Source organism: Mesorhizobium sp. WSM4816, from assembly GCF_055811535.1.
Map to the genome: position 1 here is coordinate 14073 of NZ_JBVVQR010000040.1, position 26000 is coordinate 40072.

General features: G+C 62.8%; 25 protein-coding genes. 13 read left to right on the forward strand and 12 right to left on the reverse strand.

Going from position 1 to position 26000, the window contains the following annotated elements:
• Positions 1 to 128 precede the first annotated feature (128 nt).
• The gene (gene clpP / locus AC0L3H_RS28155; protein ID WP_091591479.1) at positions 129 to 758 is read right to left on the reverse strand and encodes an ATP-dependent Clp endopeptidase proteolytic subunit ClpP; all 630 of its coding nucleotides are present in this window, start codon (positions 756 to 758) and stop codon (positions 129 to 131) included.
• Between the two features lie 334 nt (positions 759 to 1092).
• On the opposite strand from clpP, the gene AC0L3H_RS28160 reads away from it, so the two are divergent.
• A complete protein-coding gene (locus AC0L3H_RS28160) occupies positions 1093 to 1680 on the forward strand; it encodes a hypothetical protein (RefSeq protein ID WP_473587638.1) in 588 nt (195 codons plus the stop codon).
• A gap of 1 nt (position 1681) precedes the next feature.
• On the opposite strand, the gene AC0L3H_RS28165 is transcribed toward AC0L3H_RS28160, so the two are convergent.
• Entirely contained in the window at positions 1682 to 2785 is a 1104-nt protein-coding gene (locus tag AC0L3H_RS28165) for an NAD(P)/FAD-dependent oxidoreductase (protein ID WP_473587665.1), read from the reverse strand.
• A gap of 273 nt (positions 2786 to 3058) precedes the next feature.
• Between AC0L3H_RS28165 and AC0L3H_RS28170 the strand changes: the two genes are divergently transcribed.
• Positions 3059 to 4312, forward strand: a complete 1254-nt coding sequence (locus AC0L3H_RS28170; RefSeq protein WP_473587639.1) for a cytochrome P450 — start codon at positions 3059 to 3061, stop codon at positions 4310 to 4312.
• On the opposite strand, the gene AC0L3H_RS28175 is transcribed toward AC0L3H_RS28170, so the two are convergent.
• From AC0L3H_RS28175 to AC0L3H_RS28195, 5 genes are all read right to left on the reverse strand, one after another.
• Positions 4313 to 4663, reverse strand: coding sequence for a cupin domain-containing protein (locus tag AC0L3H_RS28175; protein ID WP_091591484.1), 351 nt, complete (start codon positions 4661 to 4663; stop codon positions 4313 to 4315).
• Positions 4664 to 4684: 21 nt separating this feature from the next.
• Positions 4685 to 5965, reverse strand: coding sequence for an O-acetylhomoserine aminocarboxypropyltransferase (locus tag AC0L3H_RS28180; RefSeq protein ID WP_473587640.1), 1281 nt, complete (start codon positions 5963 to 5965; stop codon positions 4685 to 4687).
• A gap of 200 nt (positions 5966 to 6165) precedes the next feature.
• Complete coding sequence (locus AC0L3H_RS28185) at positions 6166 to 6687, reverse strand: CoA-binding protein (protein WP_287120401.1); 522 nt, start codon at positions 6685 to 6687, stop codon at positions 6166 to 6168.
• Positions 6688 to 6794: 107 nt separating this feature from the next.
• Complete coding sequence (locus tag AC0L3H_RS28190; RefSeq protein WP_287054895.1) at positions 6795 to 7217, reverse strand: VOC family protein; 423 nt, start codon at positions 7215 to 7217, stop codon at positions 6795 to 6797.
• Positions 7218 to 7219: 2 nt separating this feature from the next.
• Positions 7220 to 8041, reverse strand: a complete 822-nt coding sequence (locus AC0L3H_RS28195; RefSeq protein ID WP_473587641.1) for an enoyl-CoA hydratase — start codon at positions 8039 to 8041, stop codon at positions 7220 to 7222.
• A gap of 180 nt (positions 8042 to 8221) precedes the next feature.
• On the opposite strand from AC0L3H_RS28195, the gene AC0L3H_RS28200 reads away from it, so the two are divergent.
• From AC0L3H_RS28200 to rpsI, 4 genes are all read left to right on the forward strand, one after another.
• A complete protein-coding gene (locus AC0L3H_RS28200) occupies positions 8222 to 8686 on the forward strand; it encodes a PaaI family thioesterase (RefSeq protein ID WP_473587642.1) in 465 nt (154 codons plus the stop codon).
• Positions 8687 to 8773: 87 nt separating this feature from the next.
• The gene (locus AC0L3H_RS28205; RefSeq protein WP_473587643.1) at positions 8774 to 9424 is read left to right on the forward strand and encodes a LysE family translocator; all 651 of its coding nucleotides are present in this window, start codon (positions 8774 to 8776) and stop codon (positions 9422 to 9424) included.
• Positions 9425 to 9685: 261 nt separating this feature from the next.
• Positions 9686 to 10150 carry a 50S ribosomal protein L13 gene (rplM, locus tag AC0L3H_RS28210; RefSeq protein WP_287120404.1) on the forward strand — a complete coding sequence of 155 codons (465 nt, stop codon included), beginning with the start codon at positions 9686 to 9688 and terminating at the stop codon, positions 10148 to 10150.
• A 1-nt stretch (position 10151) separates the two neighbouring features.
• Positions 10152 to 10634, forward strand: coding sequence for a 30S ribosomal protein S9 (rpsI, locus tag AC0L3H_RS28215; RefSeq protein WP_027155304.1), 483 nt, complete (start codon positions 10152 to 10154; stop codon positions 10632 to 10634).
• Positions 10635 to 10707: 73 nt separating this feature from the next.
• Here rpsI and AC0L3H_RS28220 read toward each other — a convergent pair whose 3' ends face one another.
• Positions 10708 to 11616, reverse strand: coding sequence for a LysR family transcriptional regulator (locus AC0L3H_RS28220; protein ID WP_473587644.1), 909 nt, complete (start codon positions 11614 to 11616; stop codon positions 10708 to 10710).
• Positions 11617 to 11704: 88 nt separating this feature from the next.
• Here AC0L3H_RS28220 and AC0L3H_RS28225 point away from each other — a divergent pair, with 88 nt between their 5' ends.
• Positions 11705 to 12577, forward strand: coding sequence for an aldo/keto reductase family oxidoreductase (locus AC0L3H_RS28225; RefSeq protein WP_473587645.1), 873 nt, complete (start codon positions 11705 to 11707; stop codon positions 12575 to 12577).
• A 270-nt stretch (positions 12578 to 12847) separates the two neighbouring features.
• Here the strand turns inward: AC0L3H_RS28225 and AC0L3H_RS28230 are convergent, their stop codons facing one another.
• Complete coding sequence (locus AC0L3H_RS28230; RefSeq protein WP_473587646.1) at positions 12848 to 13897, reverse strand: glycerophosphodiester phosphodiesterase family protein; 1050 nt, start codon at positions 13895 to 13897, stop codon at positions 12848 to 12850.
• A 405-nt stretch (positions 13898 to 14302) separates the two neighbouring features.
• Between AC0L3H_RS28230 and speB the strand changes: the two genes are divergently transcribed.
• Genes speB through AC0L3H_RS28245 form a run of 3 tightly spaced genes read left to right on the forward strand, consistent with a single transcriptional unit; the run spans position 14303 to position 17114 of the window.
• Positions 14303 to 15310, forward strand: coding sequence for an agmatinase (gene speB / locus AC0L3H_RS28235; RefSeq protein ID WP_473587647.1), 1008 nt, complete (start codon positions 14303 to 14305; stop codon positions 15308 to 15310).
• Positions 15311 to 15341: 31 nt separating this feature from the next.
• Positions 15342 to 16274, forward strand: a complete 933-nt coding sequence (gene argC, locus AC0L3H_RS28240) for an N-acetyl-gamma-glutamyl-phosphate reductase (protein WP_473587648.1) — start codon at positions 15342 to 15344, stop codon at positions 16272 to 16274.
• Complete coding sequence (locus AC0L3H_RS28245) at positions 16275 to 17114, forward strand: aminoglycoside phosphotransferase family protein (RefSeq protein WP_473587649.1); 840 nt, start codon at positions 16275 to 16277, stop codon at positions 17112 to 17114.
• Here AC0L3H_RS28245 and AC0L3H_RS28250 read toward each other — a convergent pair.
• Positions 17104 to 18195, reverse strand: a complete 1092-nt coding sequence (locus AC0L3H_RS28250; RefSeq protein WP_473587650.1) for a COX15/CtaA family protein — start codon at positions 18193 to 18195, stop codon at positions 17104 to 17106. The two genes, AC0L3H_RS28245 and AC0L3H_RS28250, sit on opposite strands and share 11 nt — an antisense overlap.
• A 152-nt stretch (positions 18196 to 18347) precedes the next feature.
• Between AC0L3H_RS28250 and AC0L3H_RS28255 the strand changes: the two genes are divergently transcribed.
• A complete protein-coding gene (locus tag AC0L3H_RS28255) occupies positions 18348 to 18566 on the forward strand; it encodes a DUF2842 domain-containing protein (protein WP_023798362.1) in 219 nt (72 codons plus the stop codon).
• A 351-nt stretch (positions 18567 to 18917) separates the two neighbouring features.
• Positions 18918 to 20783 (forward strand): adenylate/guanylate cyclase domain-containing protein, encoded by a 1866-nt coding sequence (locus tag AC0L3H_RS28260; protein WP_473587651.1) that lies wholly within the window; start codon positions 18918 to 18920, stop codon positions 20781 to 20783.
• 188 nt (positions 20784 to 20971) lie between these two features.
• Here AC0L3H_RS28260 and AC0L3H_RS28265 read toward each other — a convergent pair whose 3' ends face one another.
• Positions 20972 to 22027, reverse strand: coding sequence for a polysaccharide deacetylase family protein (locus AC0L3H_RS28265; protein WP_473587652.1), 1056 nt, complete (start codon positions 22025 to 22027; stop codon positions 20972 to 20974).
• A 90-nt stretch (positions 22028 to 22117) separates the two neighbouring features.
• Here AC0L3H_RS28265 and AC0L3H_RS28270 point away from each other — a divergent pair, with 90 nt between their 5' ends.
• Positions 22118 to 23341, forward strand: a complete 1224-nt coding sequence (locus AC0L3H_RS28270) for a GNAT family N-acetyltransferase (RefSeq protein ID WP_473587653.1) — start codon at positions 22118 to 22120, stop codon at positions 23339 to 23341.
• 331 nt (positions 23342 to 23672) lie between these two features.
• On the opposite strand, the gene AC0L3H_RS28275 is transcribed toward AC0L3H_RS28270, so the two are convergent.
• On the reverse strand, positions 23673 to 25907 hold the full coding sequence (locus tag AC0L3H_RS28275; RefSeq protein ID WP_473587654.1) for a GumC family protein: 2235 nt from the start codon (positions 25905 to 25907) through the stop codon (positions 23673 to 23675).
• Between the last annotated feature and the right edge of the window lie 93 nt (positions 25908 to 26000).

A 26000-nucleotide genomic window follows, 5' to 3' on the forward strand; every position in this document is an offset into this window, starting at 1 on the left:
TAAGCCGTCGAAAATCAACATAGGCTTAACGTAGGCAATCGCTCCCGTCGAGGGAACAGCCAATTGTGGCCGAAATGCCGCAAGCGGCATCAAAAGCGTGTTTTCGCACCATCCAGCTGCCACCGGGCTTATGTGGCAAGACCCTCGATCGGCTCACGCGACGAAATGACCTTGTCGATGAGGCCGAAATCCCTGGCCTCGTCGGAGGTCATGAAATGGTCGCGGTCGAGCGTCCTTTCGATCTCGTCGTAGCTTTTGCCGGTGTGCTTGACATAGACCTCGTTGAGGCGGCGCTTCAGCTTGATGATGTCCTGGGCGTGGCGCTCGATGTCGGAAGCCTGGCCCTGAAAACCACCGGAAGGCTGGTGGACCATGATGCGGGCGTTCGGCGTGGCGAAGCGCATGCCCTTTTCGCCGGCGGTGAGAAGCAGCGAGCCCATCGAGGCGGCCTGGCCGATGCACAGCGTCGCCACCGCCGGCTTGATGAACTGCATGGTGTCGTAGATCGCCATGCCCGAGGTGACGACGCCGCCGGGCGAATTGATGTAGAGGTTGATTTCCTTCTTCGGATTCTCCGCCTCGAGGAATAGGAGCTGCGCGCAGACCAGCGTCGCCATGCCGTCCTCGACCGGACCCGTGATGAAAATGATGCGCTCTTTCAAGAGCCGCGAGAAAATGTCGTAGGCCCGCTCGCCGCGATTGGTCTGCTCGACCACCATCGGAACGAGGTTCATGTAGGTTTCGACGGGGTTCTTCATGGACTATCCCTTATTGAAGATGGGATTCCGGCGCCGGAGATGAGCAAGTCGGGCAGAATCGGTTCTGGATCGTTATCCCTGTAAATAGGATGTCGGCTCACCCTAGCGCAAGGCCGCCCGTCCTAGCCATCCGGTTAAGTCGAATCAAGGTTTCTGCACAGAATTCGCCCGAAGCTGCGCCGGCTGCTTTTGAAGCGGCGCGGCGCCGCCGCCCTGTAACAGTTTCTTAACCGCGTCGCTTAACGAAATGTGCCGAAACCGCTTTCCCGCGACACGGCTTCCCCTACAATTCAACGTTGAGCTTGCGTGGAAAGTTCAAACTGGGGGGAGTGCAATGATCGGGAAAACGGCTTCCTCGGCCATCGCCAGCCTCGCCGTCCTCAGCATGGTGTCCGAAACGGCTGCCGGCGGGCGCGCCGTCGAGTGCTACGAGCAGGTCAACAGGCCGGCCGTCTACAAGACCGTCTACGAAAACGTGCTCGTCAGCCCGGCCGGTCAGCAGGTGGAATCCGTTCCGGCGATCTACGGGACGCGCGAGCGGGTGGTGCAGATCGCACCGGCGCGTGTCAGCTACGAGATCGAGCCTGCCATCACCCGCACCGTCTACCGCACGGTGAAGGTCGATGGGAGCTTCTCCTGGGAATGGCGCGTCATCAACGGCCGCAAGGTGCTGTGCAAGATCTGGCACAAGGCGCGCTACCAACGGGTGGCCGAGACCGTGGTGGTGCAGCCGGGGCGCCAGCGGCGCGTCGTCAGTCCCGCCGAGTACGAGAGCATCGCCGAGGAGGTTCTGGTGCAGCCGGAGCAGCGGCGGATCGTCAATTTTCCCGCCACCTACCAGACAGTGGCGCGCCGGGTTCTGGTCCGCGAGGGCTCGTCGCGCTGGCGGCAGGTGCGTATTGCGCGGCACTGCCGGTTTTAGGTCAGACCGCCTCCGCCCGCAGCCACGCTTTCAAGCCGCCGACGTCGCCATTGCCGACGGTCGCTGCGACACGCCTGCCGACTGCCGCGCCGAACTTGTAGCCGTGGCCGGAGCAGGCCGAGACGACAAGGCATTTGCCCTTCTCATGCGCCAGGAACTTTTCGTCGACGGTGAAGGTGTAGGCGCAGGTGACGACCTCGGTGACCTTGTATTCTTCGACACGGGCAATCGGCGGCGAAAACAGGTCGCGGATCGCCTCGCCCTCGCCCGCCACCGGCTGGCGGTTCCAGTCGGCATCGCTGGTCGGCACCCTGTGCAGCCCTGAGCCGAATTTCATGCCGGCACCGCCGGACGGCGGGATCACGTAGCCGTCGACGGCGCCGCCGACGTCGAGGATGACCGGGGCTGAATGCCATGCTGCTTTCAGATCCGCCGGCGGTTCGACATAGGCGAGCGCGGTGCGCCAGGTCTTCAGGTCGCCGCCCAGCTCTGGAAACAGTTTCAGCACCCAGGCGCCAGCGGTGACGACGATGCGGTCGGCCTGCATCGTCTCGCCGCTTTCAAGCACGAGGCGGCCAGCCTCGGCGTCGACCTCCGTCACCTTGCTGTTTTCGTAGACATTGGCGCCGGTTCTCCGCAGCCATTCGGCGAGACGGAAGGCAATCTTGCGACAATGCAGCGCACCACCCTCCGGCGAAAAATACGCGTAGCGGAACGAGCCGGGCTGCAGGAAGCGCCAGCGCTTGGCCGCGGCGTCCGGCTCGAACAGTTCGATCGGGTAGTTCCCGGCTTCCATGCCCTCGCGGTATTCCTCGGCTTCGTCTCCCGGCTCGCGCGAAATGCAGATGAAGCCGCGCGGGTCGAGATGGTTCTCGCCGAGATCGGCCCACATCTCGTCCCAGGCCGCATAGGCTTCGGTGATCAGCCGGCCATAACCCGAGGCTGCGCCATAGGCGCGGCGGATGATGCGGTGATGGTCGCCCGAGGCGGCAAGCGGATTGGGAATCGGTCCCTGCTCGACAATCGAGACCCGGTGCCCGGCCTTGACCAGCAACCAGGCCGTCGACAGCCCTGCAATACCTGCGCCAACCACGATCACATTCATCAAGTCAGTCTTTCCGCAGCCGCGCCGGCTGGCTCAATGCGCTTTTGTGCATGTCGTTGTCGATTCACACCCTCGGGTCAGGCCCAAGGGCATGCTTTTGGGCGACACGCATCAGATTGCCGGGCGCCAACATACGGTCTGGCATCAAGCTGGCAAGCCTTGGAGCGCCGCGCGTCGTTCGACGCGCAAGGGACGCTCCAAAACTTTGAATCTGCGCATGATCCTTTCCGAAAACCGATTCCGGTTTTCGGGGTCATGCGTTAATTGTCTGGCATGACCAAATTGAAGCCGACCTATCTTGCCTTCGATTCCTCGACCCGCCATCTGCGACTGGACCCGCACGAGGCGGCTTTCTTCCAGAACCCCTACGCGGCCTATGCCTTCATGCATGGCGCATCGAATGTCTTCTTCTGGGAAGAGTTCGGCTTCTGGTGCTTTGGCGGCTTCGACGACGTCAGCCGGCTGCTGCGCGACCGGCGCTTCGGCCGCCACAACCCGGCCGGCATCCCTGACAGAAGCGCCGTCGGCGAGGATCGCAGCCATCTCGGCAGCTTCGACGGCATCGAGGCCAATTCGATGCTGGAGCTGGAACCGCCCGTTCACACCAGGCTCAGAACGCTGGTCAACCGCGCCTTCGTCTCGCGCCAGGTCGAGCGGCTGAGGCCACGCGTCGAGGCGCTGGCCAACGAACTGATCAACCGTTTCGAACCGGGCCAGGTCGACCTGCTGCCAGCCTTCGCATCGCCTTTGCCGATCACCATCATTGCCGAGATGCTCGGCGTGCCGGTCGAGATGGGACCGCAACTCCTCGAATGGTCGCATCGGATGGTCGCCATGTACATGCACGGCCGCACCCGCCAAACGGAAGAGACGGCCAATCGCGCAGCACATGATTTTTCGGATTTCCTGCGCGGCCATGTTGCCGAGCGGCGCAAAAAACCCGGCGACGATCTGCTGTCGCTGCTGATCTCGGCGCAAGACGATGGCCAAAGACTCTCTGAGGACGAGTTGGTGTCCTCGGCGATCCTGCTGCTCAATGCCGGCCACGAGGCGACCGTCCACCAGACCGGCAATGCGGTGCGCGCGATTCTCGCGCAAGGCGGCCACCCGCGCCGCTTCTTCACCTCGCCGCAAACGACCACCGCCACGGTCGAGGAATGCCTGCGCTTCGACGCGCCGCTGCACATGTTCACGCGTTATGCCTATGAAGAGATCGAGGTCGGTCCCGGTGTCATCGTGCGGCCGGGCCAGACGATCGGCCTGCTGCTCGGCATGGCCAATCACGACCCGGCGGCCTTTGCCGAACCCCTCGCCTTCCGGCCGGATCGCGCCGACCAGAAGAACGTCTCGTTCGGCGCCGGCATTCATTTCTGCATCGGCGCGCCGCTCGCCCGGCTCGAATTGCAGGTATCGCTGAAAACCTTGTTCGACCGGCTGCCGCGGCTGCATCTGGCCGAACAGCAGCGTTTTCGCGACACCTATCATTTCCACGGGCTGGAAAGACTCGTCGTGCACACCGGGCAATGATCAAAGCTTGATCACATACTCCTTGCGTGTCGTTTCAAGCACTTCCCAGCTTCCCTTAAAGCCTGGCCTGAGCACGAAACTGTCGCCGGCCCTGACGGTGCGCGCCTCGCCGCCCTCCTCTGAAATCACCGAAACGCCCGACAGGATGTGGCAAAACTCCCACTCGTCGTATTCGATGCGCCATTTGCCCGGCGTCGCCTCCCAGATGCCGGCATAGAGGCCACCGTCGCGTTCCTCGACATTCCAGGTGCGGAACTTTGGATCGCCTGAAATCAGGCGATCCGGCGCCGGCGCGCCAGGTTCCGGCTCGACGCTTTCAATATCGACGGAGAGAAACTTCGGCGCGGTCATGGAAACTCCTTGCAGCAGGGGTCAGACCTTGGCGAGAGCCTGTTCCAGATCGGCGACGATGTCGTTGACATCCTCGATGCCGACCGACAGCCTGACCGTATCCGGCCCAGCGCCGGCCGCGACCTTCTGCTCGTCGGACAGTTGCCGATGCGTGGTCGATGCCGGATGGATGACCAGCGACTTGGTGTCGCCGACATTGGCGAGGTGCGAGAACAATTCGAGCGCCTCGACGAATTTGATGCCCGCCGCATAGCCGCCCTTCAGGCCGAAGGTGAACACGGCACCGGCGCCAAGCGGCGAGTACTTCTTCTGCAGCGCATTGTTGTTGTCGCTGGGCAGGCCGGGATAGGACACCCAGGCGATTTTTGGGTGGTTGGACAGCCACGCGGCGACGGTGACCGCATTGTCGCAATGGCGCTGCATCCTGAGCGGCAGGGTTTCCAGGCCGGTCAGGATCAAGAACGCATTGAAGGGCGAGATCGCCGGGCCCATGTCGCGCAGGCCGAGCACGCGCGCGGCAATGGCGAAAGCGAAATTGCCAAATGTTTCGTGCAGGACGAGGCCGCCATATTCGGGGCGCGGCTCAGACAGCATCGGATATTTGCCGGATTTCGACCAGTCGAAGGTGCCGCCGTCAACAATGGCGCCGCCGATGGAATTGCCGTGGCCGCCGATGAACTTGGTCAGCGAATGCACGACAATGTCGGCGCCATGCTCGATCGGCCGCACCAGATAGGGCGAGGCCAGCGTGTTGTCGACGATGAGCGGCAGGCCATGCTTGCGGGCGATGTCGCCGATCTTTTCGATGTCGACGAAGACACCGCCCGGATTGGCCAGGCTCTCGATGAAGATCGCCTTGGTCCTTTCGTCGATCTGGCTTTCGAAGGTCGAGATGTCGTTGGTGTCGGCCCAGCGCACCTGCCAGCCGAAATTCTTGAAGGCGTGGCCGAACTGGTTGATTGAGCCGCCGTAAAGCCTTGTCGCGGCGACGAAATTGTCGCCGGGCTGCATCAGGTTGTGGAACACGAGCACCTGCGCGGCATGGCCCGACGCGACGGCCAAACCCGCGGTGCCGCCTTCGAGTGCCGCGATACGCTCTTCCAGCACCGCCTGCGTCGGGTTCATGATCCGGGTGTAGATGTTGCCGAAGGCTTTTAGCCCGAACAGCGAAGCGGCATGGTCGGCATCATCGAAGACAAAGGAGGTCGTCTGGTAGATCGGCGTGGCACGCGCGCCGGTCGCCGGATCGGGCTTGGCGCCGGCATGGACGGCGAGCGTGTTGAAACCGGGCGTGCGGGTCATGGATTACCTCCCCTGAATGCTGAATGCTGAATGCTGAGTGGTGAATGGTGAATGGTGAATGGTGAATGGTGAATGGTGAATGGTGAATGGTGAAGGCAAGGTCGGCCAGCCCCATCCTGATTGCAAGCGGCTCATATGCCGCTGTGGCCGCCTTCCGGAAAAATCCCTCCATTCACCATTCAATATTCACCATTCACCACCTACTTCCGGCGGACGCCAAAACTCTGGAATCCCGGCCGCATCAGCGGCTTCTTCGACGACAGCACGCCTGAGTTGACGCCGGTCCAGCCGATCTCGCCTGACAGCTTGCCATATTCGATCTTGGGGCAGCGGTTCATCACCACCTTGATGCCGGCGGCCTCGGCGCGTGCGGCTGCCTCGTCATGGCGCACGCCAAGCTGCATCCAGATGACGTTCGGCAACGGATCGAGCCGCAAGACCTCGTCGACAACGCCCGGCACCGCCGCCGAGCCGCGAAAGACGTCGACCATGTCGATCGGCTCGGGAACATCGGCGAGCCTGGCATAGGTCATCCGGCCAAGGATTTCCTTGCCGGCCTGGCCGGGGTTGATCGGGAACACGGAAAACCCCTTGCCCAGCAGGTATTTCAACACGAAATAGCTCGGCCGCACATCGTTGGCGGACGCACCGACCATGGCGATGGTCTTCACCGAATTGAGGATGCCGGCGATATAGGCATTGTCGTAGGCGTCATGGTTCATGCCTCGTCCTCATACAGAGCTTCGGCGAGAAAACCATCCGGATCGTTGCAGAAAACTGCACATCATGCGGAAATGATCGGTATCGTCGGAAGCGGTGGGAAACGCGCTCAACCCGGCAGCGAGATGCTGCCGTCTTCCGCGATCGGAAAAGCCGGATTGTGCGCCACTTCCCAGACATGCCCTTCGGTGTCGGCGAAATAGCCATACCAGCCGCCCCAGAAGGCGCGGCCGGCCGGCTTGACGATGCGGCCGCCGGCCTTCTCGGCCATCGTCAGCACGTCATCGACCTCCGCGTCGGAGCGCGTGTTGTAGGCGAGGTAGATCGCCGACGGCGCCGTGCCGAAGGTGATGCCCGAATCCTCTTCGGCGCTTGCGCGCGGGAACAGGCCGAGAATGACGCCGCCCATCTGGAAGAAGGCGACGCCGTCGGTGATGCCGGCATGGCGGGTCAGGCCCATCGCCTCGTAGAAGCGTGTGGCGCGCTCGAGATCGTCGACGGCGATGGTGATGATGGAGATGCGGGCTTCCATATCTAGTCGTCCGTCCATTCGGGCTTGCGCTTGCCGATGAAGGCGCCGATGCCTTCTTCTGCGTCGCGCGCCAGCATGTTGTCGACCATGACGCGGCCGGTATAGGCGTAGGCCTCGGCCAGCCCCATCTCGGCCTGCGCGTAAAAGGCTTCCTTGCCGGTCTTGACCACCAAAGACGATTTGGCAGCAATGGTTTGCGCATATTTGGTGACAATCTGATTCAGATATTCGCGCGGCACCACGCGATTGATGAGACCGAATTCCTTGGCCGTCGCTGCATCGATGGTCTCGCCGGTCAAAAGCATCTCCATCGCATGCTTGCGCGAGACGTTGCGTGACAGCGCCACCATCGGCGTCGAGCAGAACAGGCCGATATTGACGCCCGGCGTGCAGAAGGTCGCCTCGTGCGAGGCGATGGCGAGATCGCAGCTCGCCACCAGTTGCGCCCCGGCCGCCGTTGCCAGACCGTCGACCTCGGCGATGACCGGCCTCGGATGGCGCACGATCGCCTGCATCAGTGCCGCGCAAGCGGAAAACGTCTCCTCGAAGAATGCCTTGCCACAATCGGCGTCGGCGCGGCGCGCGGTCATTTCCTTGAGGTCGTGTCCGGCGCAAAACATTTTTCCGGCCGCAGCCAGAATGATGACGCGGACGGATCTGTCTGATTTCGCGCGGTCGAGTTCCGCCATCAGCGCCGCCATGACCGCCAGCGACAGGGCATTGGCCGGCGGATTGGCGAGCGTCAGGCGCAGGATGCCCTCGTCCAGTCTCGCGATAACAGGACCTTCGGCAACAGCCGGCTTGATGGCGACGATTTCGGCCATGGTCTCCAACCTCTTCATCGGCCGGCGGCATCGGATACGCCGGCCATGGAACAAAAGAACTAGCACGCTGCCGATTGAAGAACAGCCTTAGGACGTGTTTTCTCGGCGGCGCAGCCTCGGCCAAGCGCCCTCGCCTTGAAAACCGCCGGCTATGCCGACGCCACAGACAGGAAACCGCTTATGCCTGCCCAAAACAATCTCAAGCCGGTGCTGACAGCAGAGCAAGTCAACGCGCTGATGGAGACCGTCTACCCGCAGCTCAACGACCAGTTCACCATCTACGAGGCGATCGAGGTGTTTCCCGGCGGCTGCACGGTGCGCCTGAATGCCGACGAGCGGCATTTGCGCCCCGGCGGAACCGTTTCCGGCCCGTCGCTGTTCACTTTGGCCGACATTGGCGGCTATGTCTGCGTACTTTCGCATGCCGGGCCGGATGCGCTTTCGGTCACCACCAATCTCAATATCAATTTCGTCCGCAAAGCCGAGGCAGGCCCGATCGACGGCCATTGCCGCATCCTGAAGCTGGGTAAGAGCCTGATGGTGTTCGATATCGACATCATCGCAGGAGCGGACGGACACACGGTAGCGCACGCGACGGGAACCTATTCGATCCCGCCGAAGAAGAGCTTTCAATCGCAGGCCTGATTTGCAGGACGGATACGTGTTTCCGCTCGTTCCACGGAACGAAATGTCGGACAACACGTTCGCAGGTCCAATCAGGTCTGCAAAAACATGCCCGAACTTCCCACTTATTTGGCATTCCTGGTCGCTGTGCTCGGCTACCAACTGTCCGGTCCGGGGCCGGACATGCTTCTGGTGATCAGCCGCGGTATCGGACAGGGTTGGCGGGCAGCACTGGCAACGGCGACCGGCTGCGTTTTCGCGGGCGTGATCCAGATTCCGCTGTTGGCAATGGGACTTGCATCGCTGGTCACGTCCTCGCCTGTCGCGTATGGCCTGCTGCAACTGCTCGGAGCGGCGTACTTGATCGCAATCGGGACGAAGTTCTTGCTCACGCGCAAGGGAGCGGAAACAACCAACATCGTCGCAGCCAAGGAGGGAGGTTTGGCAGGTGCCTTTCGGCAAGGCATGATCTGCAACCTGACCAACCCTACCGCACTGGTTTTCATGCTCGCAGTACTGCCGCAGTTCGTTCATTCCTCCACAGGATCGCCGGCGATGCAATTTATCGTGCTCGGGGGCACCATGAAGGCTACGGGCCTTCTGGTCCTGGGAGCTGTAGCCTTGGCCTCAGGCGCGGTCGGCCACTGGCTGGCACGCTACACCGGTTTTCTTGTCTGGCAAGAACGCCTGGCTGGTACGATCATGATCGCTGTCGGGATCAAACTGCTGCTGGCTGCGATTATTCCGGGACGGCGCTAGTCAAATTGTCGGAGTCAAACGCGGTATAATAATACCTCAAACTAACCTCTTGATTTAGCAAGGCAATCCTTCAGAGGTGGCCAGATATGCAACTTGACTGGCTAATTCCCCTCGCCTATAAGCCCTCACGGAACAGCGGCCCGCAAAGGCCGCCGTTTTGTTATTGGCGGCGGGCGAGCGCTCGGCGTCAATCCAAGCAACAAGAAACGCCTTTCCTTGTCGTTCGTCGATGGGGAAGGTCCGAACCGAAAGCAACAATCCATGGTAACCTTTTCGCAGAAGCCTGCGGATGTGGTGAAGAAGTGGGTGCTGATCGACGCCGAGGGTCTCGTCGTCGGCCGTCTCGCCACTGTCATCGCCAACCATCTTCGCGGCAAACACAAGCCCACCTTCACCCCGCATGTCGACGACGGCGACAACGTCATCGTCATCAATGCCGACAAGGTGGTGTTCACCGGCAAGAAATTCACCGACAAGGTCTATTACTGGCACACCGGCCACCCCGGCGGCATCAAGGAGCGCACCGCGCGCCAGCTGCTCGAGGGCCGTTTCCCCGAGCGTGTCGTCGAGAAGGCCGTCGAACGCATGATCCCGCGTGGTCCGCTCGGCCGTCGCCAGATGAAGAATCTCCGCGTCTATGCAGGCACGGAACATCCGCATGTCGCCCAGCAGCCCGTCACGCTCGACGTGGCCAAGCTGAACGCCAAGAACAAGAAGGTTTCGTAAAATGGCTGAGCTTTCCTCGCTCGCAGAACTCGGAACTGCCACCGGCAACACCAACACGCAGCCGGCTGCACCCGTCCACGTCCAGAAGCTCGACAAGTCGGGCCGCGCCTATGCCACCGGCAAGCGCAAGAACGCCATCGCCCGTGTCTGGGTGAAGCCCGGCTCCGGCAAGATCGTCGTCAACGACAAGGTGTTCGCCGAATATTTCGCGCGCCCGGTCCTGCAGATGATCCTCAACCAGCCGATCATCGCCGCCAACCGCGCCGGCCAGTACGATATAGTCGCCACCGTCATTGGCGGCGGCCTTTCCGGCCAGGCCGGTGCCGTGCGCCACGGCATCTCCAAGGCGCTGACCTATTACGAGCCGGCGCTGCGCGGCGTGCTCAAGAAGGGCGGCTTCCTGACCCGCGACAGCCGCGTCGTCGAGCGCAAGAAGTACGGCAAGGCGAAGGCCCGCCGCTCGTTCCAGTTCTCGAAGCGCTAAGCACCGCGCAGCTTCAGACATTCGAAAAGGCCGCCTCCGGGCGGCCTTTTCTTTTGGTGAACCTGGCCCAAATTTAGGAACGATCGGCCGGTACCTTGATGAAGTCGATAAACGCCCGCAACGGCGCCGGCACGAGACGCCGGCCGGGATAATAGAGGAACGGCCCGGGGAAGCTCTGCCACGAAGGTTCGAGGACGGGTTCGAGCGCACCGCTCTCAAAGTAAGGGCGAAGCCAATCCTCGAACAGGCTGACAATGCCGGTACCGGCGATGGCTGCATCGACGGCGAGATCGGCCGCTCCGCCCAGGGTCACGAGAAGCGGCCCCGTCGGATCGACCCGCACCACCTCGCCGTCGCGCTCGAATTCCCATGGCGGCATCGCCCCGCTGGCGAAGCGGCCGCGCAGGCAAGCGTGGCCGAGCAGATCGCGCGGGTGTTGCGGCCGGCCATGGCGATCAAGGTAGGCAGGGCTGGCGGCGGTGGCAAAGCACTGCAGGCGCGGTCCGATCGGCACCGCGATCATGTCCTGTTCCAGCCGCTCGTCGTAACGGATGCCGGCATCGCAGCCTGCCGCCAGGACGTCGACAAAGCTCTCCTCGGCGATCACCTCCAGCCGGATGCCAGGATAGGCAGCGAGAAAACCCGGGACGATGCTGGGCAGCACCAGCCGGGCCGCGCTGACCGGCACGTTGAGGCGCAACGTACCTGCAGGCCTGTCGCGGAAGCCATTCACAACGTCGAGGGCCGATTCCACCTCGGTCAAGGCAGGGCCGAGCCGAGCCAGCAAGCTCGCGCCCGCTTCGGTCAGGACGACGCTGCGGGTCGTCCGGTTGAGCAGCCTGACACCGAGCTGCGTCTCGAGGCGGCGCACCGCCTCGCTCAAGCCCGACGCACTGCCGCCGCTGGCGCGGGCGGCATCGCGAAAACCCTTGGCCCGCGCTACGGCGACGAAGGCGTTGAGGTCTCCGAGGTCGATCTTCATTGTTCGACATTCCGTACAGCCCGTGCGGAATGTACCCAATTATCGTGAGATCGGACAGCGCCTATCTCAACCTGAACGGAGATAGACCATGTCCAGCATTGACCTTTCCGGCACGTTCACTCTCGGCGACCGCACCGTGAAGCGGCTCGGCTACGGCGCCATGCAGCTCGCAGGACCCGGCGTCTTTGGTCCGCCCAAGGACCATGGCGCGGCATTGGCCGTGCTGCGCGAAGCTGTTGCGCGCGGGGTCAATCACATAGACGCCAGCGATTTCTACGGCCCGCACGTTACCAATCTACTCATCCGTGAAGCGCTCGCGCCCTATTCCGACGACCTCGTCATTGTCACCAAGATCGGCGCCCGGCGCGGCGAAGACGGATCATGGCTGCCGGCCTTCTCGGCCGAAGAGCTGACCCGGGCGGTGCACGACAATCTGCGCAATCTCGGGCTCGACGTGCTCGACGTGGTCAATCTCAGGATCATGTTCGACGCGCATGGCCCGGCCGAAGGCTCGATCGAGGCGCCGCTCACTGTGCTGGCCGAGCTTCAGCGACAGGGCCTGGTGCGTCATATCGGGCTCAGCAATGTCACGTCTGCACAGATCGAAGAGGCGCGACGGATCGCCAGGATCGTCTGCGTGCAGAACCAATACAATCTGGCGCACCGGGGCGACGATGCCTTGATCGACCAACTCGCCCACGACGGTATCGCCTATGTGCCGTTCTTTCCGCTCGGCGGCTTCAACCCGCTGCAGTCGTCTACCCTGTCCGGCGTCGCTCAGCGCCTGGGCGCCACGCCGATGCAGGTCGCGCTCGCCTGGCTGCTCCGTCGCGCGCCCAACATCCTGCTCATCCCCGGCACGTCTTCCGTTGCGCATTTGCGGGAGAACCTCGCCGCGGCCGAACTCGATCTGCCGGAGGATGCCGTCAGGGAGCTGGACGGCGTGGCGATGGCGGCCTGAGGATTGGCGAAAGCGGCAACGAGCCAATCTCGCCCTGATCGACAGGGCTGGCGGGACAGTGCTCCCCTCTGACAGAGGGGCGCTGTCCTGGGCGCTGTCCCTCCGCGATCAAAGGTTCTGCACCGCAGCAGCGCTCCGAGGCAACGGCATGGATCCTAGGGTCTGCGCCGCGTCGCTTCGCTCCTTGCTTTGCCCTAGGATGACGAAGGTGTGATGGGATGTGGCTAATCGCCAGCGTCACTCAAAGAACAAATCCTCTGTGCAGAGGAACTAATTGATGCTCGCCGTATTCGCCGGGCGTGCCTCATCCGAATATGGCACGCGGTAGCCGTTTGCCGCCAGCCAGTCGATCGCCGCTTTCGGCTCGTCGGTCTGGATGATGGTGGCGCCGCGCTCGGCCCAGAAGCCGTAGGTCTCGCGCGGTAGGCTGGCGAACACCGCCAGTTCATCGCCGCGACCGCCGGCGAGGAAGCCGCCCGGCTTGTTGACGATGGCGTAGGTATTGGCCCAGATGTGCCAGTCGCCCCTTATCGCCGCGGCGCGCATGCGCGGGCTGAACAGCGGACCGCCGGTCTCGGTCAGCGTCTCGGCGCCGTCCCGCCAGTTGATCATCTCGACCGCGCGCGGCGAAAAGGCGCTGCTGACCTTCTCGGCAAAACCGGCGTCGCGAACCGCGTCGTCGGCAATGATCGGCATGAATTGGAAACCGCTGCCGATCGCGCCCATGGCTGCCTTGACAGTGGTGATCCTGGCCGGATTCCACAGGTTCTCCTTGACGATCACCTGTTCGGCCATGCCAAGGTCACGCGCCACCGCGATCATGCCGGCCAGGCTGTCGACGTCGAGCTTGTTGTCGATGTTGACGAGGATTCTGTCCCTGGTCGCCATCAGCATCTCGCGCAGCGTAGAAACCGGCTCGTCGGTGACGGCGCCGGTGCCTTCGATCACCAGCCTGCAGGTTTTGAGTTCGGCCAGCGTGCGCTTGACCACCTCGCCCTTGCAGTTCGTCGTGCGGTCGAGCCAGCTGTCATGCATGACGACGAACTGGCCGTCCTTCGAGCGCCTGACATCGACCTCGACGATTTCGGCGCCAAGCGCGATCGATGCCTCGAGGGCGGCGATCGAGTTCTCCGCAAACAGCGTCTTGCGGGCCTGCAGGCTGCCGGCGCGGTGTGCCGCCACCATGACATGGTCGCGCCATTGGTTAGCGTGTTCGAAACGGTCAAGAATCTGCCTGGCGCGTGTTTCGCCAGCCAATGCCGAGCCAGTGAACAGCACCGAGGCGGCGGCAAGCACAAGTTTCAGCCAGGTCGTTCGCATGAGAATCGCTCCTACCGGATGCAAACCCGGATAACCGACGCGCGTGACAGCCCAGTGAACGAAGCCGGCTTCGCAAATGCCGGAAAGTCAGGTCAATGCCGGCTGAAGCGGCTGTTCTTCAATCTCGACTTGCCGAGATCGATGCCGCCGTCCTGGCGGTCGGTGGCCGGCTTGGCGTGCTGAAATCTGCTGCGTTCCCCGGCTGACAACCATCCCGCGCAAGGACCGCTGGCTACTTTTGGTTGTATTCATGCAAATCTACGCAAATTCCGGGTTGGCCATGCGGGCTCACCTGGCAAGCAAGAAGTTGTGACCGAGCTCGAACGGTCATGGCCCTCGGAAGGGGTCGCATTTCCTGGAATTATATCCAATAAGGTTGCGCCTCGATGCACAGGAGACCGCTTCATGCCGAACACCAACATCGACCACGCCTTCACCGCCCGGGCCAGGACGGGTGCGTCCTTCGAGCCGACCTATGCCGGCGCGCTGTCGTTCATGCGGCGCAAATACACCAAGGACGTGAAGGGCGCGGACGCGGTGGTGTGGGGCATCCCCTTCGACGCCGCCGTCACCAACCGGCCGGGCGCGCGTTTCGGACCGCAGGCGATTCGCCGCGCCTCGACCATCCTCGACAACGACCCGCAATATCCGTTTTCACGCGATCTGTTCGAACATCTCGCCGTGGTCGACTATGGCGATTGCCTGCTCGACAGCGGAAACCACCAGAAGACGCCGGGGACGATCGAGCGCGAGGCGGCAAAGATCCTGAAATCCGGCGCCTTCCTGCTATCGCTCGGCGGCGATCATTTCGTCACCTGGCCGCTGCTCAAGGCGCATGCCGCCATCCACGGTCCGCTGGCCCTGGTGCAGTTCGACGCCCACCAGGACACCTGGCCGGACGACGGCAAGCGCATCGATCACGGCTCCTTCGTCGGCCGTGCGGTCAAAGAGGGAATTATCGATCCCGACCGTTCGATCCAGATCGGCATCCGCACCCATGCGCCTGACACCTTCGGCATCAAGATCCTGTACGGCCACGAAATCGAGGACATGCGCGCGTCCGATATCGCCTATGCCATCGTCGACCGCACCGGCGGCAAGAAGGCCTACGTCACCTTCGACATCGATTGCCTCGACCCGGCCTTCGCGCCCGGCACCGGCACACCGGTCGCCGGCGGGCCGTCCTCGGCAAAGATCCTGTCGGTGCTGCGCCAGATCAATCAGCTCGATATCGTTGGCGCCGATGTCGTGGAGGTTGCGCCGGCCTATGATCACGCCGATATAACGGCAATTGCCGGGTCGACGGTGGCCATGCACTATCTCGGGCTGCTGGCGGAACGAAAGGCCCGGCTCGAAGAGCTGAACAACGGCAATCACATTGTTGCCGGATTGAACCAGGCAAGTGGCATATAATTTCGAAGTATCAGGGAATTCAGGCAGTCAAATGAAACCGAAAATCTTCATCGACGGCGAGCACGGCACCACCGGTCTCCAGATCAGGGCGCTGCTTGCCGAGCGCGGCGACCTGGAGATCATCTCGATTCCGACCGAGCGCCGCAAGGAACCGGAGGCCAGAGCCGAGTTCCTCAACGCCGCCGATGTCGCGATCCTGTGCCTGCCGGACGCAGCCGCGAAAGAAAGCGTCTCGCTGATCAGCAACGACACGACAAGGGTTATCGACGCCTCGACCGCGCATCGCGTGGCAGAAGGGTGGGAATATGGTTTTGCCGAAATGGACAACGCTCAGGGTCGCAAGATCGCTTCGGCTAAGCGCGTCACCAATCCAGGCTGCTGGCCGCAAGGGCCGATCGCGACACTGAGGCCGCTGGTGGCGGCCGGGCTGTTGCCGGCGGATTTTCCGGTCACCGTCAACGGCATTACGGGCTATTCGGGCGGCGGCCGGCCGATGATCGAGGACTATGTCGCCAAGGGCGAGGAAGCGTCGGAATTCCTGCCCTACGGGCTGACCCTGCAGCACAAGCATGTGCCGGAGCTCAGGACCTATGCGAAGCTGTCGCATGATCCGATCATGCAGCCGGCGGTCGGCAATTTCGCGCAAGGCATGATCACGGTGGTGCCGCTGCAGCTCGGCGGCCTCGACTATGTGCCGACCGGCGCCGAGCTTCATGCGGCGATCGCCGACCATTTCGCCGCCATCGATGGCGGCGTGGTCGAGGTGGCGCCCTATGCGCAGCTGGAGCGCGTGCCGGAGATCGATCCGGAAATCTACAACGGCACCAACCGGATGATGCTCCATGTCTTCGCCAACGACGACAGGGCCCAGGCGCTGCTGTTCGCCGTCTACGACAATCTCGGCAAGGGCGCCTCGGGTGCTGCCGTGCAGAACATGGATCTGATGCTCGGCCTCAAGCACTGAATGGACGCTCCGGCATTCCCAGGCCGCTGGAAGATCAGCGCGCCAGAACTGATTGCCGAGACGTTCAGCAGCCGCATCTGGAAGGTTGTTCGCGAGGACGGTTCGCCGGCGATCGTCAAGGCTCTCAAGGCTTTCGACGACGTCGAAGACGAGTTGCGCGGCGAGCATTTCCTCGCCTGGCGGCGCGGCGAAGGCGCGGTGCGGCTGCTCGGCCGCGACGGCCACAGCATGCTGCTCGAATATGCCGGTGAAACCTTGCTGTCACAGGTTCTCGCCGAGCAGGGCGACAATGCCGCTACAGCAATCGCGGCCGAAGTGATGGCAAGACTGTTCTCGCCATCAGACCACCCTGCCCCGCCAGACCTTCAGCCGCTGCGGGTGCGGTTTTCCAGTCTGTTCAACAACGCGAGGATCGATCGCGACGCCGGCGAAAAGGCCCTTTATGTCGAAGCGGCTGCGACCGCGGAACGGCTGTTGGCCGATCCTGTCGACGTGCTGCCGCTGCATGGCGATTTACATCACGACAACATCATGCTGGGAGCGCGCGGCTGGCTGGCGATCGACCCGAAGGGCGTTCTCGGCGATCCCGGCTTCGATGCGGCGAACATGTTCTACAACCCGCTCGACCGCGACGAGCTTTGCCGTGATCCCCGGCGGATTGCCGACATGGCCGAGATTTTCGCCACGACGCTCGGCCAGACGCCGCCAGCCATCCTGGATCACGCCATCGCCTATGGCTGCCTGTCGGCGTCATGGCATCATGAAGACGGCAATGCGGTCGAGGAAAGCCGCGAATTGTCCATTGCCACGGCGATCAGGACGGTGCGGCTCAGCCTCTGACGGCGATCTGGTTGGGCATGGGATAAGCGCCCTTGGTGCCGCGCCAATGCGCTGCGGCAAAGCCCAGCAGGACAAGCGCGAAAGCCTGATGCATCAGCGCCATGTGCAGCGGCACCTGCATCAGCAGCGTGCCGATGCCGATCAGGGCCTGCACCAGCACCAGCACAAACAGCAGCGTCGCGCGGCGCGCATGGGTGGTGCCGGGCTGGCGGCGGTGGGTCGCGATCATGTGCCAAAGTGCTGCGACTGACATCGCGTAGGCCCCGAGCCGGTGGATGAACTGGACCGTCTTCGGGCTCTCGAAGAAGTTGTGCCATGCCGGCTCGAGGATCAACAGGTCGCCGGGGATGAGCTTGCCGTCCATCAGCGGCCAGGTGTTGTAGCTCAGGCCGGCATCGAGCCCGGCGACCAGCCCGCCGAAATAGATCTGGATCAGCGCCAGCAGCACCAGAAAGCTGGCCAGACGCTGGGTCGAGCGGTCGGTCGCGGGCTCGGAATGCGGGGCCAATCCACGCGCGACCACCATGGTCGCGGTGAAGATCAGTGCGGCCAGCGTCAGATGCGTCGCCAGCCGGTACTGGCTGACGGAGACCCGGTCGACCAGCCCGGACGCCACCATCCACCAGCCGATCGCGCCCTGCAGGCCGCCGAGAAGAAGAATGCCCAACAGTTTCGGCCCAAGGCCGCGTTCGATGCGGCGCGTCGCCCAGAAAAACACCAGCGGCACGGCAAAAACCACGCCGACACCGCGCGCCAGGATCCGGTGCAACCATTCCCACCAGAAGATCGACTTGAACGCTTCGAGGCTCATGCCCTTGTTGAGCTCGGCATATTGCGGGATCTGCTGGTAGCGCTGGAATTCCTCCTGCCATTCGGCGTCGTTGAGCGGCGGGATGATGCCGTGGATCGGCTTCCATTCGGTGATCGAAAGGCCGGATTCGGTGAGCCTGGTGGCGCCGCCGACCAGCACCAGCACAAACAGCACCAGGAGCACGACGTAGAGCCAGCCGCGCACCAGCGCCCGGTTACGCAGGTCGCGGTCGCGGGCCACGAAAGGCGCGGCAGCTAATATGGCAGCCATGGTATTGTCCCGGCAGGTTGCAGTCGCGGATTGGTGAACCATCGCAATCCAACTGGCAAGACCGGACAGCGCGGCACGCCGTCGCGCCACTTCTTGGCTGTTGCGTGCCTCTTCCGTTGGGCCTAAGCGATAGGGATCAACCGGATCGCGAAATGCCCATTCGCCTGAAAAAGCTGATCGGAACAATCTTGCTGGTGGCGCTGGTCATCGTCTATGCGCTGGTGGCATCGATCGTGGCGGTTGCGCAACTGGCGGAATCGGGACCGTGGGCGCATTTCCTGTTCTTCCTGCTCAGCGGCATGCTCTGGGTGCTGCCGGCCATGGGCATCATCAAATGGCTGATCCTGGAGCCGCCGCGGCCGAAGAACTGAGGCTCGCTCGCCGCCGCGGTGAAAGCCTGACGCCCGAGGAAACTCAGGGTGGTTTTCTGCCTTCCGTGTCGCCAATCGGAACGCGCCGGCGGCGCCATCTTAGGACATCCGCTAATGCGGCGGGGAACTTCGCGATCCGACCCTTAGGCGGACATTCATAGCGCAGGTACAGAGGCCGCAGCGACGGTGGCCGAGAACACAAGCGAAGTAAGCGTGAGCGAATTGTGGTTGTCGTAAACGAGTCATGCAACCAGTAGACCACGCTTTTGGTGATCAACTCTGTAGCCGCGTGAAACATGCGGCAAAGTCATGTACAGTGTTTGGCGCGGAATTCATGTTGGGAGCTAAGACATGGAGCGCCGATTATCTGCAATCCTGGCCGCCGACGTGGTCGGATACTCCGCACTTATGGAGCAAGACGAAGCGGGTACCTTTGACCGCCTACGAGCGCGACGCACCGAGCTTTTTGAGCCCGAGATTGCGCGGCATCATGGGCGGATCTTCAAGCTCATGGGCGATGGCCTCCTCGCGGAGTTCGGAAGCGTGGTTGACGCTGTCGAATGTGCCGTGTCTCTCCAGCGCGGAATGGCAGATCGCAACGCCTCTGTAGCTGAGGAGGACAGGTTCAACGTCCGCATCGGCATCAACATTGGCGAAGTCATCGTGGACGGCGACGACCGCTATGGCGAAGGCGTCAACGTCGCGGCCAGGCTGGAGCAACTCGCGTCCCCGGGTGGGATCTGCGTATCAGGCAAGGTGGCGAAGGAGGTGGAGAATAAGCTCGCGTTTACCTTCGACCCGGTTGGGCAGCAGAAGGTCAAGAACATCGAAGAGCTTGTCGATGTCTATCACGTGCGCATCGACGCCCCGCCACGCCGACGCATTCTGCACAAGCGCGGGACAAGCCGACTATGGCGGGCACTTGGCGTCCCGGCAGCGACCGTGGTGGCCGTGGTGGCTATATGGGTGGCGCTGTACCATCCGCTAACAATGTCCTCTTCAGGGGGATCCAGTACGATCCCGTCTGTCGCCGTCCTTCCATTCAAGGATCTGAGTGCCGACAAGAGTCTAGGCTACTTGGGAGAAGGAGTGGCGAACGACGTCATCGCGATCCTCTCGCGCTTTTCTGACATCGCGGTCGTATCGCGAACCTCGTCCTTTGCTTACCAGGGCAAGGAAGGCGATATCCGTCAGATCGGCAAAGAGCTGGACGTTGGCTATGTCCTCGAAGGCAGCGTGCGCAAGGAAGGCAATAGGGTGCGGATCGTTGCGCAACTCATCAACGCCAATACGGGGGACCATGTCTGGGCAGACCGCTTCGACAAGGCCGGATCCGACCCATGGGCGCTTCAGGATGAGTTGACCGGCAAGATTGTGGGGGCGATGACGGGCGAATTCGGAGCCATTCGCAAATCGGACTACAGTCAGGCCTGGGGCAAGGACAGCACTAACTTGGCTGAATACGACTACTACCTGCGCGCGGAAAGCCAGCTGAACCTCTACACGAAGGAAGGTATCGAGCGTTCAGGTGAGATTTCGCGCGACGGGCTGCAGGTTTTCCCCGGCTCTCCCCTGTTAACCGTGGAGTTGGGGTGGTCTCACTGGTTGAAAGTTGCGCTGTTTTACAGTTCTGACCCGCAGGCTGATCTTCAGGAGGCGGAGCGACTCGTAAACCAGGTTCTTTCAAACAAGAACCTAAGCCCGCAGGTGGCGAGATTGGCGCACTGGCTCCACGCGTGGCTTCTGACGGTCAAGGGGGACCATGATAGGGCCGTTGCGGAAATGAACAAAGCCATCGCGGCGGCACCCTATAATGCCTTCACCCTCACGGATGCAGGAAGTATTTTCTTACAAGCCGGTCAACCCGAAAAGGCGCTGGAACTGACCGACGCTGCAGCCGCGCGGGATCCGGGGTTGTCCTGGTTCTTCAACTACGTGCGAGGTTTCATCTTTATCGTGCTTGGTAAGAACGAAGAGGCAGTTGAGGTCCTGAAGACCACGGAATTCGCCGACGCTCCGTTACAACTCGCCATCGCCTATATGCGTCTTGGGCGCCAAGCAGACGCTCGCGCTGCCGTCGAGAAGATGCTCAAGTCTACCCCGGGTGTGACGATCCAGTCGTGGCGGCAGGCCTGGAACTTCCGAGACCCTTCCATTCTCGATCAAGCCGCCGCAGACCTTGCGCGCGCCGGCCTTCCGGGTAGCCCGACTCAATAGCCTAAGGGAATGATGTTCAGCCTTCGACGCCCTACATCGGTTATGCATCTGTCTTATGTCCGCTTTCCACCCCCGTTCAGGCCTTTCCAACTCCCTGAAGGGAAGGACAGCAAGGGGTCACGACGTTCCCTTGACCTCCCATCAGGGATGGCCCGCAAGGGGTTGCCGTCCACCAGAGTGTCAGACCACTAGATGGTGACGAGCATCTTGCCGGCGTTGGCCAGCGGCGTCGTCACGCCCGACAGCATCGTGCGGATATGGGCAACGCTCTGATAGCGACCGTTGACCGAAATACGCGGCAGCGCGTGCAGGAAGCCGGCATGTTCGGCACGCAGCACGCCGTGGCGTGTCGTCACCGCCGAGGCATAGCCGGCATCGCGGGCAAAGCCGACTTCGCGGTCGCCAACGGCGCTGGCATAGCCATAGGGATAGGCGAAATGGCGCGGCGCCTCGCCAAGCTCGGCCTGCAATATGCGCCTGACGTCGTCGACCTCGTGCCGAGCATCGGCTTCGGAAAGCCGCTTCAGATTGCGATGATTGACGGTGTGCGCGCCGATCGTCACCAGCGGATGCCCTGCCATGGCGCGGATCTCGTCCCAGTTCATCAACAGGTTCTGGCGCGCGCCCGACTCGATACCGTTCGACCGCGCCAATTCGCGCAGCACCGCGCGCTGGTCCTCCTCGCGGACCTCCAGCGTCAGATAATCGTGCAGGCGCGCAAAGGCCTGGATTTTCTTGCCCGAGGTCGAGCAGTCGATCGTCACCGGACCGTTCGGTGTCGTCAAAACCAGCCGGTTGCGCGCGCTGACGATGTCCTCGACCACCTCCCACCATAGATCGGCGGCGCCGTTTATCAGCCCCGGCGCGACATAGATGGTGATCGGCGCGCCGTGCTTTTCCAGCACCGGCAGCGCCTCGGTCATGTTGTCGCGATAGGCGTCGTCGGCGGTGATCGCCGCGAACTGGCCACCCTTGCCGCCGGCCTTGATGCGCTTGATCGCCTCGTCCAGGGTGACGAATGCATAGCCGTGCGCCTTCATGTCGGCGATGACAGCGTCGAGGAACTCAGGCGCGATGTTGAGATGCCGGTTGACGCTATCAGGCTTTTCCGGCGTGGCGGTTACCCGATGCAGCATCAGGATGGCGCCGATGCCGCCGACGAACGGCTTGGCCAGCGGGGCAAGACCGGTATAGCGCACGACGTTGAGCGCCAGCTTCCGGATTGCCTCACCCCCGTCGATCATTCATTCACCTTTTGCGCCTAGGCTCATCCAAGCACGAAATGCGCCTATGCGCGCCCCAATCGCGGTGAATACGCCCTAAAGGATTGAGGTATGGTTGACGCCATCGCGTCATTTGACGGCAATCGGCTCGAGGCCATGCAGGCGGCGCCGCGCGCGGTGCCTGCGGATCATGCCGGCCTGTCGGTGTCGGTCGCCGACGGTGCGGCACTTGCGGCCTATGCCGAGTTCTGCGGTTCGGCGCTGTTCGCGCCGGCGCAGAGCCCGGCCTGGATCCTGAACTGGGCCAGACATGCCGAAGCGGACACCGTCTTGGCGACGCTGAGCGCTGACGGCCGGCCGGTTTTTTTGTTGGCGCTGGAAGTCACCAGCCGCGGTCCGTTACGCGTCGCCCGTTTCATGGGCGGCCGCCATGCCAACGGCAATTTCGCCGCCGCCGACCCGTCCTGGCTGACCAGGGCGGATGGCGCGGCGATCCGCTCGATGCTGGCGGCGATCGCCAGGGCGCGGCCGGACATCGACCTCGTCTCGCTGGAACGGCTGCTGCCCGATCTCGACCGCGTTGCCAATCCGCTTCTGTCCCTCCCGCATTTTCCCAGCCCCAACCTGTCGCTGGCCGTCGACCTGGCGGGAGGTTTTGATGCCCTGCTCTCCCGCGCCAGCGGCAAGCGCAGGCGCAAGAGGCACCGCTCGCAGGCGCGCAAGTTTGGGGCCGTCGGCAGCCACCGCCGCATCGAGGCCCGGACGGCGGACGAGGTGAACAGGCTGCTCGATGCGTTTTTCGAGATGAAGGAGTTCCGCTTTCGCAAGATGGGCATCGCCAACGTCTTCGGCGAGCCACAGGTTCGTGCTTTCTTCCGCGCCTTGTTCGTCGAAGCGCTCTCCGACGACACGCCGTCCTTCGTGCTGCATGGGCTCGAAGTCGCCGGCAAGCTTCGCGCCGTCACCGGATCGAGCCGCTCGGGAAAACGCCTGATCTGCGAATTCGGAGCGATCGCCGACGACGACCTCGCCCATGCCAGCCCCGGCGACTTCCTGTTCTTCGACAATATCGAGGAAGCCTGCGAGAAGGGGTTCGATGTCTACGATTTCTCGGTCGGCGACGAACCCTACAAGCGGCTGTGGTGCGATATCGAAACCCGGCATTTCGAGGTCCTGGTTCCGCTGACGACAAAAGGCCGCGCGCTGGTGTTTGTCCTGCGGCAGGGCGCACGCCTGAAAGCCTTCGTCAAGAACAGCCCGACGATCTGGAAGCTGACCAAGATGCTGCGCCGCAAGACGGCCGGACAGGCTGTGCCAGCAGAGGACGACAGCTGAACGCTGAGCCGGCGATGCAGCTGGCACCACTTGAGATTAACTGTCGATGTCGGCGCCGCCCCTCATCTGCCTGCCGGCATCTTCTCCCCGTGAACGGGGAGAAGGGGCTGGCCCCACCCTCGGCGCGTTTTTTGCAGCGCCGGATATTGGCGAAATCCTTTGCGCAGGCGCCCTTCTCCCCGTCCCTATACGGGGAGAAGATGCCGGCAGGCAGATGAGGGGCGGCGCCAACCTGCGCGAATGCCTCACAAGGGGAGAAGGCAAGAGCGCGCTATTGCCGCCACTGCTGCAAACTCTGGTCGACAACGTTCAAGAGAATTATCGAACTGTCTCAGGCGGCGGAGCGCCGTCCGGGTAGCGGCGTCCCTGGCGTCTGATGGCCGACCGGCGTCACCAGCGTCAGGTCGGGATAGCCGCTCTCGATCAGCTCGACCGCGGCCTGCGCCACCTCGTCGTTCGGCTCCAGCAGCGACAGGAAGACTTCTGTGCCCTCGCCGACAAGGCGGCTGATGCCTTGCGCGTCGGTGGGTCCGCATTCGACCACGACCAGATCGTAGGCGGTGGTCAGCGACTGCATGATGATCGGCAGCCGGTCGGCGGCGCGCATGGCGCGAACCGGATCGGCGTTGCCGACGGGAATGACGTGGCAGTCCGAATAGAGATCGGCATGGATCACGTCGCTGAACTGCGCTTCGGAGGCGAGCAGATCGGTGATGCCCGGGAAAAGCCTGCTGTCCAGCGTCGGCCGCGAAGCGGCGCCCGAAGCGGTGAGATCGAGCAGGAGCACGCGCAGGCCTGTGTCGGAAACCTCACGCGCCACCAGCACCGCCGAGGCGGCCGCCTCGTCGCCTTCCGGCGACACGAATATGGCGCGTGCCGCACCGCTTGTGATCAGTTTCTCCACCGCCTTGTCGATTTCGACCTCGCCAAGGCTGCGGCGCGCCGGCCCGACGTCGTCACCAGTTGCCGGGCCAGTTGCTGGCGCCGCGGCAGCCGCTTGCGGCTCTGCCTGGACTTCCGCCGTCCGGTCCCCAAGGTCTTCGATATCGGCCGGTTCCTGATTGGGTGGCTCGTGATCGGGCGGTTCGTGATCGGACGGTTCGTGATTGGGCGGTTCGTGGGCAACCGGCATCGCGACCTGTTCGATCCGCTCGAAGCGGGCGCCGGCGGCCGGCCGCATGGCGCGACCCGAAAACAGCTCTTGCAGAAGCGTCACGATCGCCATGACCAGCAGCGAGCCGACGAAGGCCGCACCGATGATCGGCAGGATTTTTGGATAATAGGGTTGGGACGGCGCCACCGCGCGGGAAAAGACACGGGCGTCGACCGGCGGATAGTTGCTGTCCTTGCGCGAGGACGCCTCACGATAACGGGTGAGATAGGTTTCGAGCAGCTGGCGCTGGGCGGTCGCTTCGCGCTGCAGCGCGTCCAGTTCGACCTGCTGGTCGCCGGCGCGCGCCGATGCGGCCTTCAGCGTGTTGACGTCGGCGACAAGCTGGTTTTCGCGGGCCTGGGCGGTCTGCGCCTGCGTCATCAGCCCTGTCATGATCTTTTCCGCCTCGTTGCGGATCTGGCGGTCGAGATCGGCAAGCTGCGACCTCAGCGCCCGGATTCGCGGATGATTGTCGAGCAAGGAGGTGGAAAGGTCGGCGATGTTGGTCTTGAGCTCGACCTGCCGCTCGCGCAGCCGCTGGATCAGTCCGGACGACAGCACCTCCGGTACCGCATCCAGCGAGCCGCCATTCTGCAGCGCCCTGCGCACGCTGTCGGCAGTCGCTGCCGCCGAGGCGCGATTGGCCCGCACCCGCGACAATTCGCTGGACAGTTCGGAAAGCTGTTGCGTGGCGAGCACTGAATTGTTGCCGCCCATCAGAAGATCGGACTGGGCGCGGTAGCTTGCCACCTTGGCCTCGGCATCCTTCACCCGCTTCGACAGGTCGGCGATCTCCGGCGCAAGCCAGTCGGTTGCGGCGGAATTCGATTCGATATTGGCATTGCCCTGGACGGAGATGTAGGCGTCGGCGATGGCGTTCGGGATTGCGGCGGCGAGCCGAGGATCTTCCGAGGAGAATTCGATGACGATAACGCGGGATTTTTCAATGCGATAGACGTTGAGCTTCTCACGCATCCTCGTCAGCACGCGTTCTTCCGGCGGAATCTCGTTGGGGTCGCTTTTCAGGCCGGCGACGACAAGCAGACGGCTCAACGCCGGCATATCCGCCGTCTCGTCGAACTCGGGCAGCCGCGACAAATCAAGCTTCTGCGCCACCTGCTTGAGGATGTCGGTCGAAGAAATGACCTCGACCTGGCTGGTCACGCCTTCCTCGTCGAGTATAGGCTTGTCGTTGTCATTGGTGCCGTCGGGGCGCGTGTAGACCGATTCGCGCGTTTCGATCAAAAGCCGGGTTTCGGCCCGGTAATGCGGCGTGGCGAGCCAGGTGAGCGCGAACGCCAGGCCGGTTACGACAAGCGCGACGACAAGAATGCGCAGCCAATTCCTCGCAAGGCTGGCGAAGAGCTGCCTGAGATCGACGTCGATATCTGCGGCCGCGGATTGAACGGACATGCATCCTGCTCCGGTATTTTAGTCAGTATACACCGTAAACAAATATGGTAACTCAGCCGTTAATATTGCGGTAAGCAACCTGTCAGGTTTTAC

Excerpts from the sequence above, each read along its gene's own strand:
- clpP (WP_091591479.1), bottom strand. The coding sequence starts at position 758 with ATGAAGAACCCCGTCGAAACCTACATGAACCTCGTTCCGATGGTGGTC.
- AC0L3H_RS28160 (WP_473587638.1), top strand. The coding sequence starts at position 1,093 with ATGATCGGGAAAACGGCTTCCTCGGCCATCGCCAGCCTCGCCGTCCTC.
- AC0L3H_RS28165 (WP_473587665.1), bottom strand. The coding sequence starts at position 2,785 with ATGAATGTGATCGTGGTTGGCGCAGGTATTGCAGGGCTGTCGACGGCC.
- AC0L3H_RS28170 (WP_473587639.1), top strand. The coding sequence starts at position 3,059 with ATGACCAAATTGAAGCCGACCTATCTTGCCTTCGATTCCTCGACCCGC.
- AC0L3H_RS28175 (WP_091591484.1), bottom strand. The coding sequence starts at position 4,663 with ATGACCGCGCCGAAGTTTCTCTCCGTCGATATTGAAAGCGTCGAGCCG.
- AC0L3H_RS28180 (WP_473587640.1), bottom strand. The coding sequence starts at position 5,965 with ATGACCCGCACGCCCGGTTTCAACACGCTCGCCGTCCATGCCGGCGCC.
- AC0L3H_RS28185 (WP_287120401.1), bottom strand. The coding sequence starts at position 6,687 with ATGAACCATGACGCCTACGACAATGCCTATATCGCCGGCATCCTCAAT.
- AC0L3H_RS28190 (WP_287054895.1), bottom strand. The coding sequence starts at position 7,217 with ATGGAAGCCCGCATCTCCATCATCACCATCGCCGTCGACGATCTCGAG.
- AC0L3H_RS28195 (WP_473587641.1), bottom strand. The coding sequence starts at position 8,041 with ATGGCCGAAATCGTCGCCATCAAGCCGGCTGTTGCCGAAGGTCCTGTT.
- AC0L3H_RS28200 (WP_473587642.1), top strand. The coding sequence starts at position 8,222 with ATGCCTGCCCAAAACAATCTCAAGCCGGTGCTGACAGCAGAGCAAGTC.
- AC0L3H_RS28205 (WP_473587643.1), top strand. The coding sequence starts at position 8,774 with ATGCCCGAACTTCCCACTTATTTGGCATTCCTGGTCGCTGTGCTCGGC.
- rplM (WP_287120404.1), top strand. The coding sequence starts at position 9,686 with ATGGTAACCTTTTCGCAGAAGCCTGCGGATGTGGTGAAGAAGTGGGTG.
- rpsI (WP_027155304.1), top strand. The coding sequence starts at position 10,152 with ATGGCTGAGCTTTCCTCGCTCGCAGAACTCGGAACTGCCACCGGCAAC.
- AC0L3H_RS28220 (WP_473587644.1), bottom strand. The coding sequence starts at position 11,616 with ATGAAGATCGACCTCGGAGACCTCAACGCCTTCGTCGCCGTAGCGCGG.
- AC0L3H_RS28225 (WP_473587645.1), top strand. The coding sequence starts at position 11,705 with ATGTCCAGCATTGACCTTTCCGGCACGTTCACTCTCGGCGACCGCACC.
- AC0L3H_RS28230 (WP_473587646.1), bottom strand. The coding sequence starts at position 13,897 with ATGCGAACGACCTGGCTGAAACTTGTGCTTGCCGCCGCCTCGGTGCTG.
- speB (WP_473587647.1), top strand. The coding sequence starts at position 14,303 with ATGCCGAACACCAACATCGACCACGCCTTCACCGCCCGGGCCAGGACG.
- argC (WP_473587648.1), top strand. The coding sequence starts at position 15,342 with ATGAAACCGAAAATCTTCATCGACGGCGAGCACGGCACCACCGGTCTC.
- AC0L3H_RS28245 (WP_473587649.1), top strand. The coding sequence starts at position 16,275 with ATGGACGCTCCGGCATTCCCAGGCCGCTGGAAGATCAGCGCGCCAGAA.
- AC0L3H_RS28250 (WP_473587650.1), bottom strand. The coding sequence starts at position 18,195 with ATGGCTGCCATATTAGCTGCCGCGCCTTTCGTGGCCCGCGACCGCGAC.
- AC0L3H_RS28255 (WP_023798362.1), top strand. The coding sequence starts at position 18,348 with ATGCCCATTCGCCTGAAAAAGCTGATCGGAACAATCTTGCTGGTGGCG.
- AC0L3H_RS28260 (WP_473587651.1), top strand. The coding sequence starts at position 18,918 with ATGGAGCGCCGATTATCTGCAATCCTGGCCGCCGACGTGGTCGGATAC.
- AC0L3H_RS28265 (WP_473587652.1), bottom strand. The coding sequence starts at position 22,027 with ATGATCGACGGGGGTGAGGCAATCCGGAAGCTGGCGCTCAACGTCGTG.
- AC0L3H_RS28270 (WP_473587653.1), top strand. The coding sequence starts at position 22,118 with ATGGTTGACGCCATCGCGTCATTTGACGGCAATCGGCTCGAGGCCATG.
- AC0L3H_RS28275 (WP_473587654.1), bottom strand. The coding sequence starts at position 25,907 with ATGTCCGTTCAATCCGCGGCCGCAGATATCGACGTCGATCTCAGGCAG.